We start from the raw sequence: 22,889 nt of genomic DNA on the forward strand, positions 1-22,889 counted from the left end.
GCGAAGCAGGGAGAGGCGCATGCACGCATCCCGACCACGTCCGGCGGGAGCGGGATTCGACCTGCGCCGGGCCTTCGACGACAATGCCAACGCCCTGCTCGGCTTCGCCGTCAACGCCCTCCGAGACCGTCCGCTCGCGGAGGACTGCGTGCAGGAGACGTTTCTCCGCGCGTGGCGAGCGCGCGATCGGTTCGACGCCCAGGGCGCCTCCGAGCGCACCTGGTTGTTCGCGATCGCGCGCAATGTCATCGTCGATGCGCTCCGCGCTCGCGCCCGCCTCCCGCTGATCGGCGATCACGCCGAGCTCGAGAGCCGCGCGGCCGAGGCGATCGATCCCCTCGAGCGTCTGCGCATGCTGGAGGCGCTGTCGGTCCTCACGGAGGCGCACCGCACCGCCGTCGTCGCCGTCCACCTGCACGGTCGCACCTATCAGGAGCTCTCGGATGCCACGGGCGTGCCCGTCGCGACCTGGCGCACCCGTACGTTCCACGCACTTCGCGCCCTCAGGACGCACCTCGAAGAGATGGAGGAGCCCGATGCGCACTCCCGATGACCGCTGGGCCGAACTTGCCGCGGCCGCGCTCGCAGGCGAGCTGACCGCGACGGAGAGCGCCGAGTTCGACGACCTCCGTCGAGCCGACCCTGCCCGCGCGGAGGAGTATGCGGCGCTGCAGGCGCTCGCCGGGCGCCTGCGTCAGGGCGATCTCGCCTGGACGGCCCCGCGCGACGCCGACGACCTGTGGGAGGGGATCCAGGGTGCGGTCGACGGCGAGGTCTCGCCCAAGGTCGACCTCGTTCCGGATGCCGCGGCGGCACGCCGACGCCGGCGGTGGGTCACGCCGCTGACCGCCGCGGCGTGTCTCGTCGTCGGGGTGGTCATCGGGGTCAGCGGAGCCGGTGCGTTCACCTCGACAGTGCCGTCCGGCCCGCCCGGGACCCTGGGGGCGGTCGAGCAGATCGCGGTGAGCGATGATGTCGGCGGCGTCGACGTCTCGGCGGAGGTCGTGGCGCACACGTGGGGCACCGAGGCGTATCTCGAGGCGTCCGGACTCGACGTCGGAGCGACCTACGAACTGGTGTTCGTGGGCGTCGACGGCACGGAGTTCAGCGCCGGAGAGGTGCTCGGTTCGGACGTCCCCATCGTGTGCCGCATGAATGCGGCGGTGCTCCGCGGCGACGCGTCGCGGATGGAACTCCGCGACACGGGCGACGCGGTCATCGCGCACGCGGAACTTCCCGCCGTCTGACCCGTGATGTCGCGGGTCGTGCGCCTCAGCCCAGCTCTCCGGGGTGGGTGAGGCGCCACCACAGCGTCGGCTCCTCGATCGCGCCCGAGATCTTCACGCTCGACAAGGTCGATCGCGGCCCGGCGGTCCACGAGACGCTGCCCACGACCTCGCCGTCGGCGTAGTTCTGCGGCGTCGTGGTCTTGAGGTCGACCGCGATCGGGGTGTCCGACCACGTGCGCACCTCGCTCGTCTGGGCGAGCACGAGCGAGGCCTTCGCTCCCCAGGGCGTCGAGATCGAGCCGACGGTGTCGCCGACCGTGCCGACGGTGACGTCGTGGAACCCGTCCGCGACCCCCTGCAGCATGCGTCGGACGTCGTCGTCGGTGCTGTCGTGCGTCTCGCCGCCCATGCGCACGCCGGTGATCTGCAGGGGCGTGCCGACGCCGACGTCGAGGCGGGAGGTGAAGAGCAGATTGAACGTGCCGTCGCCGAGATTGCCGGTCTTGAGCCCCGTGATTCCGAGGGTGCCCAGCAGGTCGTTGGTGTTGGTGACGTATCCGGGGCCGGGCACGTCGATCGAGCCGGTGGCGGCGATGGCCGCGACGGCGGGGTTCGCTGCGGCGAGGCGTGCGAGGGCGAGCAGATCGCTCGGCGTGCTGGTGTTGCGGGAGTCGAGCCCGGTGGCATCCACGATGCGGGTGTTGGTCAACCCGTTCGCGCTCAGCCACGCGCGGGCGGCCTGCACGTAGGCGCCCTCCGAGCCGAAGCCCCACCGCGCGAGGGCGACGGCGTAGTTGGCGGCCGAGGGGAGCAGCATCGTTGCCAGGGCATCGTGCTGCGACATGCGCGTGCCGTCGGGCATGCGGGCGACGACGGCGTCCTGCACGTAGAACTGGTCGTACAGGTCGGTGTCGGCCTTGGTGAACGAGATCGTGGGACCGGGGTCGTCCGCACTCGCGAGCGGGTGCGCATCGAGCACGACCAGCGCCGTGATCAGCTTCGCGACGCTGGCGATGGAGCGGGCGTCGTCGCCACCGGTCGAGGCGAAGAGGCTCGCGGCGTCGGGCCCGAGGAAGGCGTCGCCGCCCTCGACCCGCAGCAGGGCGGCACCGGTCGCGGGCATGGGCACGGACGAGGCCGCCCCGGGGGCCACCGCGGGCGCTTGCGAGGTGACGGTGGGAGCGGGCAACGCCGCCGTCGACGCCCACCACACGTATCCGCCGGAGCCGGCGAGGAGCAGGAGGATCACCCCGAGGAACGACAGGGCGACGATCTTGCCCGCGGGGCCGGGAGGCGTCGGCTCCGGGGGAGCGTCGTCGAGAAGGTCGGCGAAATCCGAGAGCGTCTGAGACGTGGTCATGAGCGGTCACGGACGATGGTGATGGCTGCTTCCCCCCGGTGCATTCTTCGAACCTAGCCCGCAGCAGTGCCTCACGGCGAGATGAATATCAAGCCCCCTGGCGGGTGAAGGTCGGCGACTTACCGTGTACGCACATCGGGAGATTCCCGAAGACCACAGGGAGGAGCCGACATGGGACTCGACGACAAGATCAAGAACGCCGCGGAAAACATCGCTGGCAAGGCGAAGGAAGCCACTGGCAAGGCGACGGACAACGAGCGCCTCGAGGCCGAAGGTCAGGCTGACCAGACCAAGGCCCACGCCAAGCAGGCCGGCGAGAACGTCAAGGACGCCTTCAAGTAAGTCGCCCTCCCCGAAGTGCCCTCACCCCTCGCGGGTGGGGGCACTTCGTCTTTTCGGACGACATCGCGCCGACCCGGGCGGTGCCCGCCACGGCGCGCCCCGTGGCGGGCGGGAGCGGGGCCGACCGGGATAATGTCGACATGACCGCTGTCGTTCCCACCGAGACGCCCACGCTCGTCTCGGGCACCCCCGTCGTCCTGCGCGCCCACGGCTACGAAGCCGCGATCGCGAGCGTGGGCGCCTCCCTCCGCTCCCTCACCTTCGACGGCCGCGACCTCGTCGTCCCCTTCGCCGCCGACGAACTGCGTCCCGCCTACCGCGGCACGACGCTCGCGCCGTGGCCGAACCGCGTCGTCGACGGCATCCATCACTTCGACGGCGTCGAGCACCAGCTGCCCCTCACCGAGCCGAACCGCGGCCACGCCCTGCACGGACTGCTGTCGTGGGTCGACTGGAACGTCCGCGAGGCGACCGACGACTCCGTCACCCTCGTCGCGACGATCACCGCGCAGGCCGGCTACCCGTGGTGGGTCGTCGTCTCGACGACGTTCTCGCTGGATGCCGACGGCCTCACGCAGATCGTGCGCGCCACCAACCTGTCGGACACCCCCGCTCCGTGGGGCACCGGACCGCACCCGTACCTCGTCGCGGGACCGGCGACCCTCGACGAGTGGACCCTCGGTCTGCCGGCCGACACCGTGCTCGAGGTCACGCCCGACCGTCTGGCGCCGGTGGCCCTGGCATCCGTCACCTCCGACGCCGAGCGATTCGACTTCCGCGAACCGCGAGTGCTCGGCGCCGTGGAGATCGACCACGCCTACACGGGTCTGCTCCCGGATGCCGGTGCCCGCACGACCGTCACGCTCACCGACCCGTCGGGCACGGGCGTGGCCATGAGCTGGGGCGCGGACTGCGCGTGGGTGCAGATCCACACCGCAGACCTCCCGGCCGGTCCCGGCACGCCCGGACACCGCGCCGGCCTCGCCGTGGAACCGATGACGTGCGCGCCCGATGCGTTCAACGACGACGCGTACGACTTCGCCACCGGCGTCGTCTCGCTCGACCCCGGTGCCTCGCACGAGGCCGGCTGGACCATCTCGGCCCGCTGAGCCCACGAACGACAGAACCGCCCCGGAGTGATCCGGGGCGGTTCTCTCGTTCAGGCGGTCAGACGACCTGGGCGCCGCACATGCCGCAGTCGCCGCCGACCGAGACCTCGACGAAGCAGTCGGGGCACATCGTGCGCGTCGGGCGGTCGGTGATCAGCATCGGCTTCGAGCTCGGGGTGCGACGCTCCTTCGGGGCGGACGCGGCCCGCGCGCGTCGGGCCTCGATGGTCGGCGCGGGCGGCGGCGGGGGAGCGGCCGGCTTGTGCGCCTCGCAGTAGAAGCGGACGAAGCCGCCGTGGTGCTTGGGGTGCTGGTGCTTCACCGCCCACAGCTCGGTGCGGTCGTACAGGGGGCCGTCGGCACCGCACGCGACGCAGCGGGTGGCTTCGCCCGGAACGACGTCGGCGACCAGCACGGGGACATCGAAGCGGATGGCATCGCGCCAGTCCTGCGACGAGACGATCTTCATGGGGGACCCTTCTTCGGGCGGTTCGGGCCGCCTCACCTTCAACGGTACGCTCCCGGCCGCCCGTCGGGGGACGCGATCGTGCGCGGATGGGGTGGACAGCGGCCGGAGCCCCCCGGATAGGTTGGAGGCAATTCCCCCGTGCCGTCGTCGGCGGCACCCGTCGAAGGAGAAGCATGGAACTCGCCGCTCTCGGAGCAGTCGGACTGATCGTCGTCGTCGTCGTGGTGGTCGCGATCGTCGTAATCCTGGTCCTGGCCCTCGTCGTCCGCGGCTGGTACCGCGTCGCCAAGGCCGACGAAGCCCTGGTCATCGTCGGAAAGCGGCAGAAGGGCGCCGACGGCGAGTCGTCGCGCATCACGGTGATCACCGGCGGGGGAGCCATCGTCAACCCGCTCACCCAGCGCGGCGAGATGATCTCGCTGCGGGCCCGGCAGATCAAGATGGAGCCCACCGCGCAGTCGTCGAACGGCGTCACGGTCAACGTCAGCGGTGTGGCCCTGGTGAAGATCGGATCCGACCCGGATCAGGTGCGCCGCGCGGCCGAGCGTTTCGCCTCGCAGGACAAGGCGATCGAGCAGTTCACGACCGAGCAGCTCGAGGGTGCGCTGCGCGGCGTCGTCGCGACGCTGACCGTCGAGGAGCTGATGCGCGATCGTCAGCGCCTGTCGGACCAGATCGCCGAGGGCATCAAGGGCGACCTGTCGTCGCAGGGCCTCATCCTCGACTCGTTCCAGATTCAGGGCGTCACCGACAGCAACGGGTACATCTCGGCGCTCGGCGCCACCGAGGTCGAGCGCGTGAAGCGCGAGGCCGAGGTCGCCCGCATCAACGCCGTGCGCGAGATCCGCGCCCGCCAGATCGCCACCGACGAGGCCAACCTGATCGAGCAGACCAAGCTCGACAAGAACAGCGCCGCGGCCAAGGCCGAGGTCGGCCGTGCCAACGCCGAGGCCGAGCAGGCCGAAGCCCTCGCCCGCGCCGAGCGTCGCCAGGCCGTCCTCGAGCAAGAGGCCCAGAACACGCAGGCGCGCCTCGAGTCCGAGGTCAACCGCGTCGCCGACGCCGACCTCTACCAGCGTCAGAAGGACGCCGACGCCGACTCGTACGCGCAGATCAAGGCCGCCCAGGCCCGCGCGCAGATCGCCGAGCAGGAAGCCGCCGCCGTGCGCGTGCGCGCTGAAGCCGACGCGCAGTCGGTGCGCCTCGCCGGTGAGGCCCGTGCCGAGGCGATCCGCGCCGAGGCCGAGGCCCTGTCGCACAACCAGGAGGCCCTGCTCGCCCAGCGCGCCCTCGAGTCGCTGGTGCCGATGATGGCGGAGTTCGCCAAGGGCTATGACCGCGTCGGGAACATCACCGTGCTCGGCGGCGAGGGGGCCAGCGGTCACCTCGCGACCGAGTCGGCGACGGGCCTGCGTTCGTCGTTCGAGGCCGTGAAGGCCGCCACCGGCATCGACCTGACGCAGATCATCCAGGGCCGCGCGATGGCCGACGCCTTCGCCGAGTCGACGCAGCGGCCGGCCGCCACCGGCACCACGCCCGCGTCTCCGGTGCCGTCGACCGCCCCCACGGCATCCGAGCCCGGAGCCTGAGAGCAGCGCCGACATGCCCGAGGCACCCGAGGTCGAGGCGCTCGCGCTGTTCCTGCGCGAGCGCCTCATCGGTCACGAGGTCGTCGGGGTCGACCTCGTCGAAGGGCGGGCGCTTAAGACGCGTGCCCGTCCCCTCGCCGAGCTGATCGGCCGGCGGGTGACCGCGGTCACGCGGTTCGGCAAGCACATCGACCTCGACCTCGACGGGGTGCACCTCGCGCTCGGCTTCGGCCGGGCGGGGTGGGCGACCTGGCAGGAGGCGGGGGCCGCAGAGGTCGACTCCGCGGCCGCGGTGATCGCGCGGATCGCGTTCGATGACGGCATCCTGGGCATCACCGACGCCGGTGAATGGCTCTCGGTGCAATTGCACGTGGTCGACGCCGCCGATGAGGTGCCCGCGGTGGCGAAGCTGGGTCCGGATGCCGCGGACCCGGCGTTCTCGCGCGACATGCTCGTGACCGCGCTCGGCGGTCGGCGCAAGCAACTGAAGGCCCTCCTGCAGGAGCAGGAGACGCTGGCCGGGATCGGCAACGCGTACTCCGACGAGATCCTGTTCGCGGCGCGGCTGGACCCGACGGCGCACGCGTCGAGCCTGAGCGCCGACGAGATCACCCGGCTGCATGCAGCCCTTCACGACACCCTGACCGCGGCCGTGCTCGCGCGGCGGGGAGTGCCGATCGCCGAGCAGAAGGCCGCGAAGGTCGCCGCGATGCAGGTGCACGGGCGTACGGGCGAGGCCTGTCCGGGCTGCGGCGGCGTGGTCGAGGACATCCCCGGCTCCAAGGGCGGCGGGCAGTGGTGCCCCGCGTGCCAGTCCTCCTCCGCGTGAGGGGTGGTGAACTGTCGCCTGGCGCGTGGCTCGGCCCGCCTGCCCGTCCTCCCGCGCATGAGGGGTCGAGAAGTGTCGCCTGGCGCACGGCTCGGCGACACGGTCTGACCCCTCACGCGAGCGAGGGCCCCGGACCGGAGTCCGGGGCCCTCGTCAACGGGGGAGTTCAGGCCGTCTGGCCGGAGTGCTTCCCCTCGGCGACCTCTTCGACGAGCTTCGCGTTGAACGCGGGCAGGTCGTCGGGGTTGCGGCTCGAGACCAGGCCCTGGTCGACGTGCACCTCTTCGTCGACCCAGGTGGCGCCGGCATTGCGCAGGTCGGTCTGCAGCGTCGGGTAGCTGGTGAGCGTGCGGCCCTTCAGCACGTCGGCTTCGGTGAGGATCCATCCGCCGTGGCAGATGACGGCGACCGGCTTGTGCTGGTCGAAGAAGCCACGGGTGAACGACACGGCGTCCTTCACGATGCGGATGTCGTCGGCGTTCTGCACGCCGCCGGGGAGGACGAGGGCGTCGAAGTCGCCCGCAGAGGCACCGGAGACCGAGAGGTCGACCTTCTGCTCGTGACCCTTCTCGCCACTGATGCTGCCGTCGTTCGGGGAGACGAGCACGGCCTCCGCCCCGGCGGAGGTCACGGCCTCCCACGGGCTGGTGAGCTCGCTGTCTTCGAATCCGTCGGTGGCCAGGAACGCGATGCGCTTTCCGCTGAGATCGGTCATGTCGAACGCCTCTCTTGTTGTGGATCGGGGGCGTTTCCTACGCTAGGAACGGCCGCGGCGGGCGAGGCGGGGGTTGCGGATGCCGCGAGGCGGCGGTAGTCCCGCGCGGCGGCCCTCGTGCTCTCGCGCAGGCGTAGGATCGAGCGCATGTCCGGTGAACCCACGTCCGACACGGCCGTCGCATCCAAGCCGCTGATCACGCTGCTGAATGCGCCCGCTGTCGAGACCGACGACGACAAGCCCTCCGCCTCGCAGTGCTGCGGCGGCGGTTCCTGCTCGATCTGATCCGGCGCTGACGCGCTAGCTGAGACGGGGCGGTCTGTCGCGCTCCGTCGTGTAAACAGTGCGGCTCGCGCGTGTACGAGGCGACGCCTTAGTTATGCCGCGGCGCTTCGTCGTGCTGGCGGCGCCGCTTCGCGTGTCAGCGGCGACTCCGAGACGGGTTTGAGTCCGCCTCGAATCCGCCTAAGTGCGCGACGACCGGAGCGTCCGACTCCTCCGCCTCAGCGGGCTTGCGGACGAAGCACGCGAGGATCACCGCCGCGGTGGCGATGACCGCGCCGACGAGGAACGACACGTGCACGCCCGACGCGACGGCCCCGGGCTGATCGGCGCCCCCGGCGAGGGCGGTGCTCGAGAACACGGTCATGATCGCGACGAAACCGGCTGTGCCTGCGGCTCCCGCGACCTGCTGAGCCGTGCCCACCACGGCACTGCCGTGCGAGTACAGCCGACGGGGGAGCGAGCCCAGCGCCGAGGTCATCAGCGGGGTGAAGACGAGTCCGAGTCCGAGATTCAGCCCGAGGTACACGGTGACGATCCACCAGATAGGGGTGCTCTGGTCGAAGGTGAGTGCCATCGTCCACAGCACGACGGCCGCGATGACCATGCCGGGGATGACGAGGGGGGTCGGCCCGAAACGGTCGAAGAGGCGGCCGACGATCGGCGCCATGACACCCATGAGCACGCCGCCCGGAAGCAGCATGAGGCCGACGGTGAGGCTGGAGAGGCCGAGTGCCTGCTGCAGGAAGATGGGCAGCAGGATGAGCGAGCCGAACAGCGCGGCCATCACGATCGCGACCAGCGGGACCGCGAGTCGGAACGAGGGGCTCTGGAACACGCGGAGGTCGAGCAGGGCGGCATCCGAGCGCTGCAGACGCAGCTGACGGATCACGAAGACGGTGACGAAGACCGCGCCGACGGCGAGGGGGATCCACACCGGGACGGACGCATGTCCGGATGCCGATTCTCCGATCGCGCTGAGGCCGTAGACCAGACCGCCGAAGCCGATCGCCGACAGGACCACGGAGAGCACGTCGAATCGTGCGTCGGGACGGGTCTGGGTGACGTTGCGGACCCACCGAGCGCCGAGCGCGATGGCCACGAGGGCGATGGGGAGGATGAGCCAGAAGATGGCGTGCCAGGTGAGCGCGGACAGGATGAGGCCGGAGACCGTCGGGCCGACCGCGGGGGCGACGGCGATGACGATCGTGACGACGCCCATCACGCGGCCGCGCTTGTTCGCGGGGACCAGGTTCAACACGGTGGTGAACAGCAGAGGCATCATCACGCCCGTGCCCATCGCCTGGATGATGCGACCCACGAGCAGCACCCCGAACGCCGGCGCGATCGCGGCGACGAGCGTGCCCACCGCGAACACCCCCATCGCGGCGAAGAAGACGTTGCGGATCGGGAAGCGCTCGAGGAGGAAGCCGGTCAAGGGGATGACGACGGCCATCGTCAGCAGGAACGCCGACGTCAACCACTGACCGGTCGCGGCGCTCACGCCGAAGTCGGCCATGATCGCGGGGAGCGCCACCGACATCGTCGTCTCGTTGAGGATGACGACGAACGCGGCGACGACGAGCAGGGCGATCACCGGGCCCGAGCGGTGCGACGAGGCCTCCGGAGTGGGCGCGGAGTTCGGCCGGGAGACGGGGACGGTGCCGGTGGTGGCCATGACGAGGTCCTTTTCGAGACGGGGGGCTTCGTGGCGCCACGCGGGCGACTGCAGGGAAGGCAACGGCGGCCGACGGCGGGATATTCCGACATCGAGACATTTCTCGTTCCGGATGCCGCGGCGGGCGCGCCGAGTCTATCGAGAGGCTCCGACATCGAGGCCTCGCGAGCCGGTGTCGGTGGTCGGACGTAGGCTGGCCCGCATGAGCATGGGCGCGATGGGCGGGAGCATGTTCCGCGGCGTGGACGCCGAGTCGCAGCGTCGCCGCAACGCGCAGGCACCGGAGGTCGCGAACCTCGGTCGTCGCGTGGTCGAGCTCTTCCGGCCCTACCGGTGGCGCATCGTCTGGACCGCCGTGCTGGTGGTCGTCGGTGCCGCCGTGGCCGTGATCCCTCCGCTGCTCGTTCAGCGCATCTTCGACGACGCGCTCTTCCCCGTCGACGGCTCGAGTCCCGATCTGCGGCTGCTCGCGACGCTCGTCAGCATCATGATCGTGCTGTTCCTCTTCTCGGCGGGGCTCAACGTCGCTCAGACGTGGCTCACCGCCACGGTCGGCAACCGGGTGACCGGCGACCTGCGCACCCGTCTGTTCGACCACCTGCAGTCGATGGAGCTCGGCTTCTTCACCCGCACCAAGACCGGCGTCATCCAGTCCCGTCTGCAGAACGACGTGGGCGGGGTCTCGGGGGTGCTGACCAACACGGTCACGAGCATCCTCGGCAACGCGGTGACGGTGATCGCCTCGCTGGTGGCGATGATCCTCATCGATTGGCGCCTGACCCTCATCGCGGTCGCGCTCATGCCGTTCCTCATCTTCGTGCAGCGCCGCGTCGGGCAGGTGCGCGCTCGCATCGCCGGCGAGACGCAGGAGTCGCTGTCGGAGCTGTCGGCCATCACGCAGGAGACGCTGAGCGTCAGCGGCATCCTGCTGTCGAAGTCGTTCAACCGCCAGCGCACCGAGTCGGCGCGCTTCGACGCCGAGAACGACAACCAGGTGCACCTGCAGGTGCGTCGGGCCATGAGCGGTCAGGGCTTCTTCGCCGTCGTCCAGGTCATCATGTCGAGCGTCCCGGCGATCATCTACCTCGTCTCGGGCTACCTCATCGGCGGGGGAGCCGGAGCGATCACCGCCGGCACGATCGTGGCCTTCACCACCGTCCAGGCGCGCCTGCTCATGCCGCTCATGGGCCTCATGCGCGTCGCGCTCGACGTGCAGACCTCGTCGGCGCTGTTCGCCCGCATCTTCGAGTACCTCGACCTGCGTCCCGCGATCGTCGACGTGCCCGACGCGAAGCCGGTGTCGGCGGCGCCCGGGCCGGTCGGGCGGATCGAGTTCCGCGACGTCGAGTTCCGCTACCCCGACGCCCCCGAACAGGCGCGTCCGACGCTCGACGGCGTCTCGTTCACGGTCGAGCCCGGTCAGCACGTCGCTTTCGTCGGCCCGTCCGGTGCGGGCAAGACGACGATCCTGTACCTCACCCCGCGCATGTACGAGGCCAGTGGCGGGGCCGTCATGTTCTCGGGCGCCGACGTGCGCACCCTCGACCGCGCGTCGATCATCGACGAGATCGGCATCGTCTCGCAGGAGACCTACCTCTTCCACGCCACCGTTCGCGAGAACCTTCGCTACGCCCGCCCCGACGCGACCGACGACGAGATCGAGGCCGCCTGCCGTGCGGCGAACATCCACCACGTCATCTCGTCGTTCGAGGCCGGGTACGACACGGTCGTGGGCGAACGCGGCTATCGCCTCTCGGGCGGCGAGAAGCAGCGCATCGCCATCGCGCGCGTGCTGCTGAAGGACCCGCCGGTGCTGCTGCTCGACGAGGCGACGAGCGCCCTCGACACCGTGTCGGAGCGCATCGTGCAAGAGGCCCTCGAGACGGCGTCGCACGGCCGCACGACTCTGTCGATCGCGCACCGCCTGTCGACGGTGATCGGCGCGGATCAGATCCACGTGGTGGATGCCGGCCGCATCGTCGAATCGGGAACGCACAGCGAACTGCTGGCCCAGGGCGGCCTGTACGCGAGCCTCGCCGCCGAGCAGCTGGCCTCCTCGTTCGTGCTGGCGGAAGAGCAGCTCGACGCTGCGGGTCTCGCCCGCGCAGCCCTGCCCTCGCGTCGCGCCGACGAGGCTCCCGCCTGACGCGCGTCGCCGCACAGGCCGGCGGTCGCGTCGCGAGCGGTCACGGTGGCTTCGACAAGCTCAGCCACCTTGCGCGAGGAACCCACGCCCGTGTCGCGACCCCGGCGGCGCGGTGCCACGATGGGCCACGGTGGCTTTGACAAGCTCAGCCACCTCGCGCGAGGGACCCCTGCGGGCGCGGCACCCGCCGAGCCGGGCCGCGCGTCAGCCGGGCAGCGTCGCCGTGAACGACTCGAGCGCGATGCGGTACGCCGGGTCGAGGTGCGTCTCGGCGAGGCGCTCGAGCGGTGGCAGGTCCAGCGTGCGGATCAGCGCCCCGCGTTCGCGCACGGCCGCGTCGGCTCCCGCGGCGCGCAGCACCGCGATCCCCTCGCCGAGGGCTTCGAGGTAGTCGCGCAGTACGTCGACCTCACCGAGGCGCTGCGTGATCGAGCCGCCGTCGCGCCGCTGGCGCCACTCGACCACCACGTCGGGGATCGTGTCGAAGGCGGGCGCCAGGGTGTACATGCGCTGCGCGAGCACCTGGTCTTCGTAGTAGCGGCCCTCGGGGAAGCGCAGGTCGTGCTCGCGCCAGAAGTCGGTGCGGCTGAGCTTCGACCACGCGACGATGTTCCCGGATGCCGCGGGGTGCTGATCCAGCGAGACGCCCTCGCGCGCCGGGTCGGTGGCGGCCGTCACCCACGGTTGCACCTCGCCTGCGGTGTAGCCGGGGCCCTCGGCATCCGGACGCAAACGCACGTACGCCCCCACGACGAAGGCGCTGCCGGTGCGGTCGAGCGTGTCGGCCAGGCGCGAGAGGGCGTCGGGGCGCAGCACGTCGTCGGCGTCGAGGAACGCGGTGTAGGGCGTCTCGACGAGTGCGAGGCCGGAGTTGCGGGCGGCGCCGAGTCCGCGCTGCTCGTCGTGGCGCACGAAGCGGAAGCGCGGGTCGTCCGCCTCGGCGTCGGCGAACAGGCGGGTGGTGTCGTCGGTGGAGCCGTCGTCGACGAGCACGGCCGTCCAGTGCGGGTGCGTCTGCGCGCGGAGGGAGTCGAGGGCCTCCTGCGCGTACTCGGCGACGTCGAAGCCCGGGACGATGACGGTGACGGCGGTGGAACTCATCCGCGCGATCCTACGGCGGTGACGGCGGCGGCGACGGCATCCGCCACGTCATCGAGAGAAGCGGTGAGGCCGTGCGGCAGCGTGAAACGCACGGCGGTGCGGGCCTCGTCGTGGTCGACGCCGATCGCGAGCAGCACGTGCGAGGCTTCGCCGCTGCCTGCCGCGCACGCGGATCCGCTCGATGACACGATGCCGTGCCGTTCCAGCTCGAGCAGCACGGTCTCGCCGTTGGTGCCGGGGAACACGAAGCTCGCCGTGCCGGGGAGGCGATGCGCGGGGTGACCCGTCACGCGGGCGGTCGGCACGAGGGCGAGCACCCGGGCGACGAAGGCGTCGCGCAGGGCGCCGACACGGGCGGCCTCTTCGGCCCTCTCGGCTTCGGCGAGGGTGAGGGCGGTCGCGATCCCCACGGCTCCGGCGACGTCGGGGGTGCCCGAGCGGCGCCCGCGCTCCTGCCCTCCGCCGTGCAGCAGCGGCTCGAACGGGAGGCGTCCGCGCACCGCGAGGATGCCCGTGCCCTTCGGGGCGCCGATCTTGTGTCCGGCGATGGTCACGGCATCCGCCCCCGTCCCCGACAGCGGCAGCCACCCCGCAGCCTGCACGGCGTCGAGGTGCAAGGGCACTCCGCGGGCGTGCGCGACGGTGGCGAGCGCCGCGACGTCCTGCACCGTGCCGATCTCGTTGTTGGCGTAGCCCACCGACACGAGGGCCGTGTCGTCACGCAGCGCTGCGGCGAGGACGTCGGGGGTCAGCGTCCCCGTCTCGTCGACGGGAGCGTGGGCGACCTCGACGCCGTGCAGGCGATGCAGGTAGTCGGCAGAGGCGAGCACCGATTCGTGCTCGATCGCCGTGGTCACGAGATGCCGGCGTCCCGACCCCAGCACGATCCCCTTGATCGCGGCGTTGTTCGACTCGGTGCCGCCCGAGGTGAACAGCACGTCTCCGGGACGCATGCCCAGCACCGAGGCGACGCGACGGCGGGCGTCGTCGAGGGCGGATGCCGCGGCCTCACCCACCTCGTGATGGCTCGACGGGTTGCCGAAGTAGCGGGTGAGGTACGGGGTCATGGCCTCGAGCACCTCGGGGCGCACGGGGGTGGTGGCGGCGTTGTCGAGGTAGAGGCTCACGCCGTCTCGATGCGGATGTCGAGCCCGAGGTCGAGGGCGGATGCCGAGTGCGTGAGCGCTCCGACCGAGATGACGTCGACGCCGGTCTCGGCGATCGCGCGGACGGTCTCGAGCGTGACACCCCCGGAGGCCTCCACCTGCGCGGCGCCGGCGATGCGGGCGACACCGGTACGCAGGTCGTCGAGCGAGAAGTTGTCGAGCATGATCGTGCCGACCCCGGCCGCGAGCACCGCGTCGATCTGCTCGAGGCGGTCGACCTCGACCTCGACGTGGGTGGTGTGGGGGAGCCGCGCGATCGCGCTCTCGAGGGCCTGAGTCACCGACAGACCCTGAGCGGTGAGCACGGCGAGGTGGTTGTCCTTGGCCATCACGGCATCCGACAGTGAGAAGCGGTGGTTGTGACCGCCGCCGTCGCGCACGGCCTGCCGCTCGATCGCGCGCAGGCCGGGCGTGGTCTTGCGCGTGTCGACGATGCGCGCGCCGGTGTGGGCGACCTCGGCGACGTAGCGGGCGGTGAGGGTCGCGATGCCCGACATGCGCTGCACGAAGTTGAGCCCGATGCGCTCGGCGGTCAGCACCGCGCGGGCGGGACCGGTGACCACCGCGAGCGTGTCACCGGGGGCGAAGCGCTCGCCGTCGGCGACGCGCTGCACGACGGAGGTCGAGGGGTCGGTGAGGGTGAAGGCGGCGGCGAACACCGCGGCGCCGCTGAACACGCCCTCGACCCGCGCCACGAGCTCCGCGCGGGCGACGGCGTTCTCGGGGATGAGGGTCTCGCTCGTGAGGTCGCCCCACGGAGCGTCTTCCTCGAGAGCGGCGGTGACGACACGGTCGATGGCGGAACGGCTCAGCATGCGAGGACCTTCGAGGGGGAGGGGGCGGATGCCGCGACGGCGGTCGCGCGGGCGGGTGCGGCGATGCGCGCGGCGGCGTCGGCCACGGGGGCATCGACGGTGGGAGCGGGCGTGGTGGCGTCGGAACGGAAGTGCGCGCCCACGGATGCCGTGCGCCGCAGCGCCGCGTCGACCACGTGCGAGGCGACGAGGAGGAGGTTGGCGTCTTCGCCCCCGGGGGCGGCGTCGGCTGCACGCCACGCGGCGAGGATGCCGGCGGCACGGGTGAGTCCCGCGGCATCGCGCATGAGCCCCGCGTCGGTCCACATCAGCTGCTGCAGCGCTGCGCGCGTGAAGGGCGGGGCCGCGGCATCCGGAACCTCCTGAAGGGGCACGGGCGCGACGGGTGCGACGGGCCAGATCGTGTCGCGGGCCACCGCCTCTCCGGCGCGCGCGCCGAACACGGCTCCCTCGAGCAGGGAGTTCGAGGCCAAGCGGTTGGCTCCGTGCACGCCCGTGCGGGCGGTCTCGCCGACCGCGTAGAGCCCGGGCACGGTGCTGCGCCCGTCGAGGTCGGTGACGACCCCGCCCATCAGGTAGTGCGCGGCGGGGGTCACCGGGATCGGCTCGCGGCCCCAGTCGAGACCCCGTCCGCGCACGGCGGCGTCGATCATGGGGAAGCGCTGGGCGAGGCGCTCGCCGCCGATGGCGGTGGCATCCAGGCGCACGGGGCGACCGCCCTGCGCGGCCATCGCGCGCGCGTTGGCGCGGGCCACGACGTCGCGCGGGGCGAGCTCGCCGTCGGGGTGGGCATCGAACGCGAAGCGGCGGCCGGCGTCGTCGACGAGGGTCGCGCCCTCTCCGCGCACGGCCTCCGACACGAGGAAGGGCGCGCCCACGGCGAGGGCCGTGGGGTGGAACTGCACGAACTCGAGATCGGCCACCGCGGCGCCCGCGCGGATCGCCGCGGCGATGCCGTCGGCGGTCGCGCCCAACGGGTTGGTGGTGTGGGCGTACAACTGACCCGCCCCGCCGGTCGCGAGGATCACCGCATCGGCGGTGAGGCGCTCGCCTCCGTCGAGTTCGATGCCGACGACGCGGCCGTTCGCGAGCAGCAGGTCGCGCAGCAGCGCGTGCTCGCGCAGCTCGACACCCGAGGCCCGGACCGCCGCCCCGAGAGCGGCCTGGATCGCCGCTCCCGTCGCGTCGCCGCCCGCGTGCAGGACGCGCGCCACCGCGTGGGCCGCCTCCAGCCCGCGCGAGAAGTCGCCGTCGGGGGCGCGATCGAAGTCCACGCCCCGCTCGACGAGCTCGGCGATGCGGGCCGGGCCCTCGCCGACCAGCACGTCCACGGCATCCGGATCGTTCAGTCCCGCGCCGGCGGTCAGCGTGTCGGCGGCGTGCGAGGCCACGGTGTCGGCGGGGGAGGTGACCGCCGCGATCCCGCCCTGCGCCCACCGCGTGTTGGTGTCGGGCAGCGCGCCCTTGGTCACGACCGTGACGTGGCATCCGCTCTCGGCCGCGTGCAGCGCCGCCGTGAGACCGGCGATGCCGCTGCCCACCACGACGACGGTGATCATTTCACCGCGCCGTTCGGCTTGGCCGCGAGCATGCGCTCGAGAGCGACAGTCGCGGGCTCGGCGACGTCGGCCGGCACTGTGATGCGGTTGACGACCTCGCCCGCGACGAGCGACTCGAGCACCCAGGCCAGGTATCCGGGGTGGATGCGGTACATGGTCGAACAGGGGCAGACGACGGGGTCGAGGCAGAAGATCTCGTGCTGCGGGTACTGGGCGGCCAGACGCTGCACGAGGTTGATCTCGGTGCCGACCGCGAAGGTCGTGGGCTCGGTCGCCGCGGCGATGGCCTTGCGGATGATGTCGGTCGAACCCGCTTCGTCGGCGGCGTCGACGACGTCCATCGGGCACTCGGGGTGCACGATCACGCGCACGCCGGGGTGCTCGGCGCGGGCCTTGTCGATCTGGTCGACGGTGAAACGGCGGTGCACCGAGCAGAAGCCGTGCCAGAGGATCACGCGGCTGTCTTCGATCACCTCGGCCGTCGAGCCGCCGAGCGGCTTGCGTGGGTTCCACATCGGCATCTGCTCGAGGGGCACGCCCATCGCCTTGGCGGTGTTGCGGCCCAGGTGCTGGTCGGGGAAGAACAGCACGCGACGGCCGCGCGCGAACGCCCACTCGAGCACCGTCCGCGCGTTCGACGAGGTGCAGACGATGCCGCCGTGACGACCGACGAAGCCCTTGATGGCGGCGGAGGAATTCATGTAGGTCACCGGGATCACGGGGACCAGGCCCTCGGCATCCGGCGTCTCGAGGTCTCCGAGCACGTCTTCGAGCTGTTCCCAGCACTCCTCGACCTGGTCGATGTCGGCCATGTCGGCCATCGAGCAGCCCGCGGCCAGGTTCGGCAGGATTACGGCCTGGTCGGGGCGCGACAGCAGGTCGGCGGTCTCGGCCATGAAGTGCACGCCGCAGAACACGATCGCCTCGGCCTCGGGCCGCTCCTTGGCGGCGTTCGCGAGCTGGAACGAATCGCCCACGTAATCGGCGTGACGCACGACCTCTTCGCGCTGGTAGAAGTGCCCGAGCACGACCACCCGGTCGCCGAGCGTCTCCTTCGCCGCGCGGACGCGGGCGTCGAGCTCGTCGTCGGACGCGTCGCGGTACTCCTGCGGCAATTCGCCCTGGCGCGGCGCCCCGGTGGGGATGACGTCGCCCATCGACGAGCCGGGGCCGTAGCCGGGGCGCGTGTCGAAGTCCCAGGGGCCGACGGCGAGGTCGGTCGTGCAGGTCGCATCGGTCGAGGCGCCCGAGACGATCGCCTGGATCGCGTGATCGACGCTGGGGTCGATCGCGGGGCGGGGCTGCAGGGTGAGAGGGGTGGCGGACATGGGCGTTTCCGATCAGTGACGGGACGGGAGCGGGCCGCGGTCGGCGAGCTCCACGTCGCGGTTGTAGCGGTAGAGGCGGGCGGGTCGGTGGCTTCCAGTGCGGAAGCGCTCGGTCGGGATGAGGGTGTCGGACGTGTCGACCTGGCGGCGGAAGTTCGCCGGATCGAGGCGCTTGCCGAGGATCGACTCGGTCACTTCGCGGAGGTCGGCGAGCGTGAACTCGTCGGGCAGCAGGCCGTGCGCGATGCGGCTGTAGCCGACCTTGTTGCGCAGGCGCCACAGCGTGTACTCGACGATGTCGTTGTGGTCGAAGGCGAGGGTCGGCAGATCGGTCGCGTCGAACCACTCGACGTTCTCGGGGGCGTCGCCCTCGCGGGCGTGCGCGGCCACCTGGGCGTCGACCTCGTCGGAGCGCAGCAGCGCCCAGTACACGATCGAGACGACGCGCGTGGGGGAGCGGTCGACCGCCCCGAACGCATACAGCTGCTCGAGGTAGCTGGGGGTGAGGCCGGTGGTCTCGGCGAGGGTTCGGGATGCCGCGGCGTCGAGCTCTTCGGTCGCGTCGAGCCAGCCGCCGGGCAGCGCCCATCGTCCGTCGAAGGGGTCGCGCGTGCGGCGGACCAGCGGGAGCGAGAGGACGGGTTCGTCGTCGGCGTCGCGGCGCACGCTGAAGATCACGGTCGACACCGCGACGCGCACATCGGCGTCGCGGGACTCGGGCTGAGGGGTTCGTGTCATGGTGACCATATCTCCGAGAACGATCTTAGTGTCATTCCGACTCGAAGGGCGAATTCTGGCGGCGGGCACGAGCGAGGGAGGGGAGGGGTGGGGTGCGCGGCGTGGCCCCGGGGCCACTTTCCGCGCCCCGGGGCCACTCCCGGCGCCCCTATCTGACGGGTGGCCGAGGTTCCGGCGCCGAGCGCGGGGTTGGGGGCGGGTTGCGCGCTCAGGTGGGGTGCGCGGCGTGGCCCCGGGGCCACTTTCCGCGCCCCGGGGCCACTTTCGACGCCCCGATGTGACGGTGGCCGGGGTTCCGGCGCCGAGCGCGGGTTGGGGGCAGGTTGCGCGCTCAGGTGGGGTGCGCGGCGTGGCCCCGGGGCCACTTTCCGCGCCCCGGGGCCACTTTCGACGCCCCGGGCCAGCGCCGGCCGCACCGTCCGGCCGCACCGCCCGGCCGCGCCGGCCCCGCGCGTCGAAAGGGTTCTCTCAGATGCGCGTCCTAGCCTCGAAGGGATTCAGGAGGTCCGGATGCCGATCGTCGACATCGCCCTGATCGTCCTGTTGGCGATCGCGCTCGTTTCAGGCCTCTCGCGGGGCTTCCTCGCCACCATCGGCTTCTTCGCCGGCCTCGCGCTCGGTGCGCTCGCCGCGTACTGGGCGACGCCGTTCGTCGGTCAGTGGGTCACCGACCCCTCGTGGCGCGGACCGGCGATGATCGCCGCGGGCACCCTTCTGCTGTTCCTCGGCGCGTTCCTCGGCGGCAGCGTCGGCAGCTTCTTCCGCCGCGGCGCCGATCGCATCAAGCTGCGCGTCCCCGAGCGGCTGCTGGGCGGGGTGGTCAACGTCGCCGCGGCCAGCCTCGTCATCTCGTTCGTCGCGGGCGCGCTCACCCCCGTGGGCCTGCCGGTCGTGTCGGCGGCCCTTGGCTCGTCGGTCGTCGTCCGCACGATTGACGACCTCACCCCGCCGCCGGTGCGCACGGCTCTCGGCGACCTGCGCGGTCAGGTGTTCGCCGGGGGCATTCCGCGCTTCCCCGACCTCATCCAGATCGGGCCCGTTCCCACCACGCCCTCGATCGCCCTCGACGACCCCGCGCTCACTCAGGCCGCGCAGTCGGTCGCTCGCGTCTCGGGTACGGCCTACGCCTGCGGTGTCACCTCGAGCGGGTCGGGCTTCGTCGTGGCCGACGACCGCGTGGTCACCAACGCCCACGTGGTCGCGGGCGTCGACGCGCCCCTGGTCGAACTGCCCGGCCAGCCGGCGCGCGAAGGCCGCGTGGTCTACTTCGACCCGATCGACGACATCGCGGTGGTCTCTGTCGACCAGCTCGACGCGCGGGCCCTGCCGATCTCGTCGGCGCTCGCCGTGGGTTCGCCCGCCGTCGTGCAGGGCTACCCCGGTGGCGGTCCGTTCACCTCGGGCAGCGCCCAGGTGATCTCCGAAGGCACGGTCCCGGTCCCCGACATCTACGACGACAGCTCCGCTCCCCGTGACATCTACGCGATCGCCGGCATCGTGCGCCCCGGCAACTCCGGCGGGCCCCTGCTCACCACCGACGGCCAGGTCGCGGGCATCGTGTTCGCCCGCTCCGACACCGACGACAACGTCGGCTACGCCATGACCCCCGCCGAGCTCGAGCCGGTGATGGCCCAGATCGACGCGTTGTCGACGCCCGTGGCATCCGGGACCTGCACGCGGGAGTAGCGGCGCCGCTTCGCGCGGCGGACGACCCGGAGGGTCAGGCGGTCGCGGCCGCGGCGACGACTTCTCGCAGTTCGTCGCGCCCGCTCACGCCGAGCTTGCGGTACACGGCGGCCAGGTGGTTCTCGACCGTGCGGTGCGAGAGGCCCAGACTCTCGGCGATCTCGCGATTGCGGGCGCGGGTGGCCGCGACGCTGGCCACCGCCCACTCGCGCGCGGTGAGCAGGTCGGCGATGCCCGATCGCGCCGCGGGGGCGGGGGAGAGCACGGCGCCGACGCGCGTGACGATCACGCGGGCGAGACGGGCGGCGGATGCCGCGTCGGGGTGCGCACCGAGGGCGAGGGTCTGGCGGGCCGCGTCGTAGGCGGCCGCGAGGAAACCGGCCGTCTCGAGTCCCTGCGCAGCCGCGACGAGAGCGGAGGGATCGCCCTGCTCGAGCGCGTCTCCGTAGGCGAGGATGAGGCGCACCGTGGCTCCCGTGTGCCGGGCGGGCAGGCGGCGCAGCACCGCGCACACCGCCGAGGGCTGGCCCATGCGGATGGCGCTCAGCGCCGACAGGGCGAGCCACCAGTCGTGGTGCCGCCCCTCGGCGGCCTCGACGGCGCGCTCGACCGCCGCGGCGGGCGACGGCTCTCCCGCGCGGAACGCGAGCCACGACTCGGCCTGGGCCGCTTCGAGGTCGGTGATGACGAGGGCGCGCATTCCGGGGGTCAGGCGGGCGAGGCACTCCTGGGCCTCGTCGGGACGGCCGAGCCACGCGGCGATCGTGGCGCGGGTGCCGATCGCGAGGCCTTCGAAGGCGAGCAGGTCGCGCCACGCAAGCTCGTGCGTCGCCTCGCGGGCGTGGACGAGAGCGCCGTCGGCATCGCCCTGCATGAAGGAGGTCCACGCGACGCCGAGCGTCCAGATCCCGATCGCCTCGCTGACGCGGTGCCCGGCGTGCGCGCGGAAGGAGTCGCGCGCTGTCGCGAGGTCGCCGTCCGCGCAGTCGGCGAACGCCTCGGCGTAGTCGAAGAGCTCTTCCGCGTGCCGGATGACGGCGAGTGCGGCCTGCGCGTAGGGGCGTCCGGTGGCGATCGCCGCGCGTGCCGTGGCCGTGTCGCCCGCGAGACACGCGGCGAGCGCGGTCGACAGCATCGGATCGAGCGACGCGACGGCCGCACCCGCGCTGTCTGCGCCGAGTCGACCGCCGGCGAGGGGGTCGCTCGGCAGGTCGCCGAGCATGATGCGCCACTTCGTCATGCTGGTGGATAGGAACGCCTTCGCCTCGCGGTCGTCGAGCCGCTCGAGAGCGTCGCCGGTCACGCGGTACGCGCGCGGCGGATCCTGCCGGCGCAGCGACCAGTACGAACCGGCGCGCGAGGCGGCGAGCGCGAGAGAGGCGTCGTCGTCGGCGACCTCCACGGCTGACTGCATCGCCACATCGGCGTCGTCGTGCCGACCGAGCAACCAGAGCGACTCCCCGCGCAGGATCACCGCGTCGACCGGTACCGGCTCCTCGCGCTCGGTGGCCAGCTGCAGCGCCCGCGAGCCCAGCGAGACGGCGCGCGCGTGATGCCCCATCGCGGTGCAGGTGCGGGCGGCCCAGGCGAGCTCGGCGGTGGGCGGGGGCGTCTCGTCGTCGAGGGTGAGGACGACGCGCGTCACCCGGCTCTCCGCGTCGTCGTGACCGGCCAGCAGTTCTGCGGCGCGGGCTGCGCGGGCGCGGCGCCGGTCGATCGGCATCCGTTCGGTGATCGCCTCGCCCACGAGGGGGGTGACGATCCGCACGCGGTCGGGGGTGCCGATGGCGAGCCCCGCCTCGGTGAGGGCCGCGACGCTCTCTTCGGGGAGGACGTCGCGGGGGAGGACGGTTGCGACCGAGAGCAGCGCGAGCTGTTCCCGATGCGCGTCGGGGACGAGATCCGCCCAGTCCGCGACGAGTTCGCGCAGGCGGTTCGGTGGCGCCGGGCGGCCCAGGTCCACGCCGAGCGGAGTCGGGCGGGCGAGTCCCGAACGCAGCGATTGCTCGGCGAGAAGCGCCAGGAACAGGGGGTGCGTGCCGGCCCGATCGAGCAGGGCGACGAGGCTCGGGGCCGCGACGCGGCGGCCGACGACCCGCTCGATGAGCGCGACCGCCTCGTCTTCGGTCGGGGCCGGGACTCCGAGGCGTTCGAGCAGTCCCTCATCACCGAGGCGTCGGAGGGCTGCGGGCAGGGGCTGGCCGATGCGGGCCGTCAGCAGCACGCGCACGCCGTACGAGCGGACGAGCTGGTGAACGGCCGCAGCCGAGACCACGTCGAGCCAGGCGGCTCCGTCGATCAGGAGGACCGTGGTCTTCGCGGTGCCCGCGAGTCGGGTCGTCACGCGCTGCAGGCGGTGCGCGGGCTGCTCGTCGACGTCTCCGCCGGGATCGCGCGAGACCAGGGGGAGAAGGGCGGCGAGCGGGATGCCGCTGAGCTCCGGCATCGCGGAGGTGCGCACGACGTCGAAGCCTCGTCCATCGAGCAGGTCGGCGATGCGCCCGGCCAGGCGCGTCGCGCCGGCACCGGGAACCCCCTCGACGAGCCAGGCGCGGCCTCGACCGGCGACGATGTCATCGGCGAGGAGGGCGGCCCCGTCGCCGCCGGGGGCACCCGCGCTCATCACGTCGATCAGTATGCCGTGCGGCGGAGGACGGTCGGCGCAAAGACGGCCGGTTCGCGTCGAAACCCCGTCGCTCGGAGGGCCACCCACCAGTAGGTGGATTCCACCTAGGGGTTGACAGTCCG

The 22,889-nt window shown here is 72.1% G+C and carries 20 protein-coding genes; 9 read left to right on the plus strand and 11 right to left on the minus strand.

The features are described 5' to 3' along the window. The first annotated feature begins 19 nt into the window (after positions 1-19). Both ABXS86_RS00290 and ABXS86_RS00295 read left to right on the plus strand, forming a co-directional pair. Positions 20-553, plus strand: a complete 534-nt coding sequence (locus ABXS86_RS00290) for an RNA polymerase sigma factor (RefSeq protein WP_144835231.1) — start codon at positions 20-22, stop codon at positions 551-553. Continuing rightward, positions 537-1,247, plus strand: a complete 711-nt coding sequence (locus tag ABXS86_RS00295) for a hypothetical protein (protein ID WP_307212244.1) — start codon at positions 537-539, stop codon at positions 1,245-1,247. Before ABXS86_RS00290 ends, ABXS86_RS00295 begins: the two co-directional genes overlap by 17 nt. Positions 1,248-1,272: 25 nt before the next feature. On the opposite strand, the gene ABXS86_RS00300 is transcribed toward ABXS86_RS00295, so the two are convergent. Continuing rightward, positions 1,273-2,589 carry a D-alanyl-D-alanine carboxypeptidase family protein gene (locus ABXS86_RS00300; protein ID WP_353665255.1) on the minus strand — a complete coding sequence of 439 codons (1,317 nt, stop codon included), beginning with the start codon at positions 2,587-2,589 and terminating at the stop codon, positions 1,273-1,275. Between the two features lie 171 nt (positions 2,590-2,760). Between ABXS86_RS00300 and ABXS86_RS00305 the strand changes: the two genes are divergently transcribed. Next, positions 2,761-2,931: a CsbD family protein gene (locus tag ABXS86_RS00305; protein ID WP_074697048.1), complete on the plus strand. Its 171-nt coding sequence runs from the start codon at positions 2,761-2,763 to the stop codon at positions 2,929-2,931. A 140-nt stretch (positions 2,932-3,071) separates the two neighbouring features. After that, positions 3,072-4,040 (plus strand): aldose 1-epimerase family protein, encoded by a 969-nt coding sequence (locus ABXS86_RS00310; RefSeq protein WP_353665256.1) that lies wholly within the window; start codon positions 3,072-3,074, stop codon positions 4,038-4,040. A 58-nt stretch (positions 4,041-4,098) separates the two neighbouring features. On the opposite strand, the gene ABXS86_RS00315 is transcribed toward ABXS86_RS00310, so the two are convergent. Continuing rightward, positions 4,099-4,509: a glucose-6-phosphate dehydrogenase gene (locus ABXS86_RS00315; protein ID WP_144835224.1), complete on the minus strand. Its 411-nt coding sequence runs from the start codon at positions 4,507-4,509 to the stop codon at positions 4,099-4,101. 173 nt (positions 4,510-4,682) lie between these two features. Between ABXS86_RS00315 and ABXS86_RS00320 the strand changes: the two genes are divergently transcribed. Both ABXS86_RS00320 and ABXS86_RS00325 read left to right on the plus strand, forming a co-directional pair. After that, positions 4,683-6,098 (plus strand): flotillin family protein, encoded by a 1,416-nt coding sequence (locus ABXS86_RS00320; RefSeq protein WP_307212234.1) that lies wholly within the window; start codon positions 4,683-4,685, stop codon positions 6,096-6,098. Positions 6,099-6,111: 13 nt separating this feature from the next. Then, entirely contained in the window at positions 6,112-6,927 is an 816-nt protein-coding gene (locus ABXS86_RS00325; protein WP_353665257.1) for a DNA-formamidopyrimidine glycosylase family protein, read from the plus strand. 166 nt (positions 6,928-7,093) lie between these two features. Here ABXS86_RS00325 and ABXS86_RS00330 read toward each other — a convergent pair whose 3' ends face one another. Further along, the gene (locus ABXS86_RS00330; protein ID WP_144835217.1) at positions 7,094-7,642 is read right to left on the minus strand and encodes a type 1 glutamine amidotransferase domain-containing protein; all 549 of its coding nucleotides are present in this window, start codon (positions 7,640-7,642) and stop codon (positions 7,094-7,096) included. A gap of 147 nt (positions 7,643-7,789) precedes the next feature. Between ABXS86_RS00330 and ABXS86_RS00335 the strand changes: the two genes are divergently transcribed. Continuing rightward, a complete protein-coding gene (locus tag ABXS86_RS00335; protein ID WP_307212226.1) occupies positions 7,790-7,927 on the plus strand; it encodes a hypothetical protein in 138 nt (45 codons plus the stop codon). A gap of 136 nt (positions 7,928-8,063) precedes the next feature. Here the strand turns inward: ABXS86_RS00335 and ABXS86_RS00340 are convergent, their stop codons facing one another. Beyond that, entirely contained in the window at positions 8,064-9,602 is a 1,539-nt protein-coding gene (locus ABXS86_RS00340) for an MDR family MFS transporter (protein WP_353665258.1), read from the minus strand. A 208-nt stretch (positions 9,603-9,810) separates the two neighbouring features. On the opposite strand from ABXS86_RS00340, the gene ABXS86_RS00345 reads away from it, so the two are divergent. After that, the gene (locus ABXS86_RS00345; RefSeq protein ID WP_307214084.1) at positions 9,811-11,748 is read left to right on the plus strand and encodes an ABC transporter ATP-binding protein; all 1,938 of its coding nucleotides are present in this window, start codon (positions 9,811-9,813) and stop codon (positions 11,746-11,748) included. Between the two features lie 204 nt (positions 11,749-11,952). Here the strand turns inward: ABXS86_RS00345 and ABXS86_RS00350 are convergent, their stop codons facing one another. Genes ABXS86_RS00350 through ABXS86_RS00375 form a run of 6 tightly spaced genes read right to left on the minus strand, consistent with a single transcriptional unit; the run spans position 11,953 to position 18,455 of the window. Next, positions 11,953-12,849 (minus strand): glycosyltransferase family 2 protein, encoded by an 897-nt coding sequence (locus tag ABXS86_RS00350; RefSeq protein WP_353665259.1) that lies wholly within the window; start codon positions 12,847-12,849, stop codon positions 11,953-11,955. Continuing rightward, on the minus strand, positions 12,846-13,976 hold the full coding sequence (locus tag ABXS86_RS00355) for a cysteine desulfurase family protein (protein WP_353665260.1): 1,131 nt from the start codon (positions 13,974-13,976) through the stop codon (positions 12,846-12,848). The genes ABXS86_RS00350 and ABXS86_RS00355 overlap by 4 nt, the downstream gene beginning before the upstream one ends. After that, the gene (nadC, locus tag ABXS86_RS00360; protein WP_307212214.1) at positions 13,973-14,830 is read right to left on the minus strand and encodes a carboxylating nicotinate-nucleotide diphosphorylase; all 858 of its coding nucleotides are present in this window, start codon (positions 14,828-14,830) and stop codon (positions 13,973-13,975) included. The genes ABXS86_RS00355 and nadC overlap by 4 nt, the downstream gene beginning before the upstream one ends. After that, positions 14,824-16,389, minus strand: a complete 1,566-nt coding sequence (nadB, locus tag ABXS86_RS00365; protein ID WP_353665261.1) for an L-aspartate oxidase — start codon at positions 16,387-16,389, stop codon at positions 14,824-14,826. Before nadB ends, nadC begins: the two co-directional genes overlap by 7 nt. Further along, a complete protein-coding gene (nadA, locus tag ABXS86_RS00370; RefSeq protein ID WP_353665262.1) occupies positions 16,386-17,717 on the minus strand; it encodes a quinolinate synthase NadA in 1,332 nt (443 codons plus the stop codon). The genes nadB and nadA overlap by 4 nt, the downstream gene beginning before the upstream one ends. Positions 17,718-17,729: 12 nt before the next feature. Beyond that, on the minus strand, positions 17,730-18,455 hold the full coding sequence (locus tag ABXS86_RS00375; RefSeq protein ID WP_373459171.1) for an NUDIX hydrolase: 726 nt from the start codon (positions 18,453-18,455) through the stop codon (positions 17,730-17,732). A gap of 510 nt (positions 18,456-18,965) precedes the next feature. On the opposite strand from ABXS86_RS00375, the gene ABXS86_RS00380 reads away from it, so the two are divergent. Next, a complete protein-coding gene (locus ABXS86_RS00380; protein ID WP_154096365.1) occupies positions 18,966-20,141 on the plus strand; it encodes a MarP family serine protease in 1,176 nt (391 codons plus the stop codon). 34 nt (positions 20,142-20,175) lie between these two features. Here ABXS86_RS00380 and ABXS86_RS00385 read toward each other — a convergent pair whose 3' ends face one another. Further along, a complete protein-coding gene (locus ABXS86_RS00385; RefSeq protein WP_353665263.1) occupies positions 20,176-22,764 on the minus strand; it encodes a LuxR C-terminal-related transcriptional regulator in 2,589 nt (862 codons plus the stop codon). Positions 22,765-22,889: the final 125 nt, after the last annotated feature.

This window comes from Microbacterium sp. che218 (assembly GCF_040436305.1).
In the GTDB taxonomy this organism is placed as follows: domain Bacteria; phylum Actinomycetota; class Actinomycetes; order Actinomycetales; family Microbacteriaceae; genus Microbacterium; species Microbacterium algihabitans.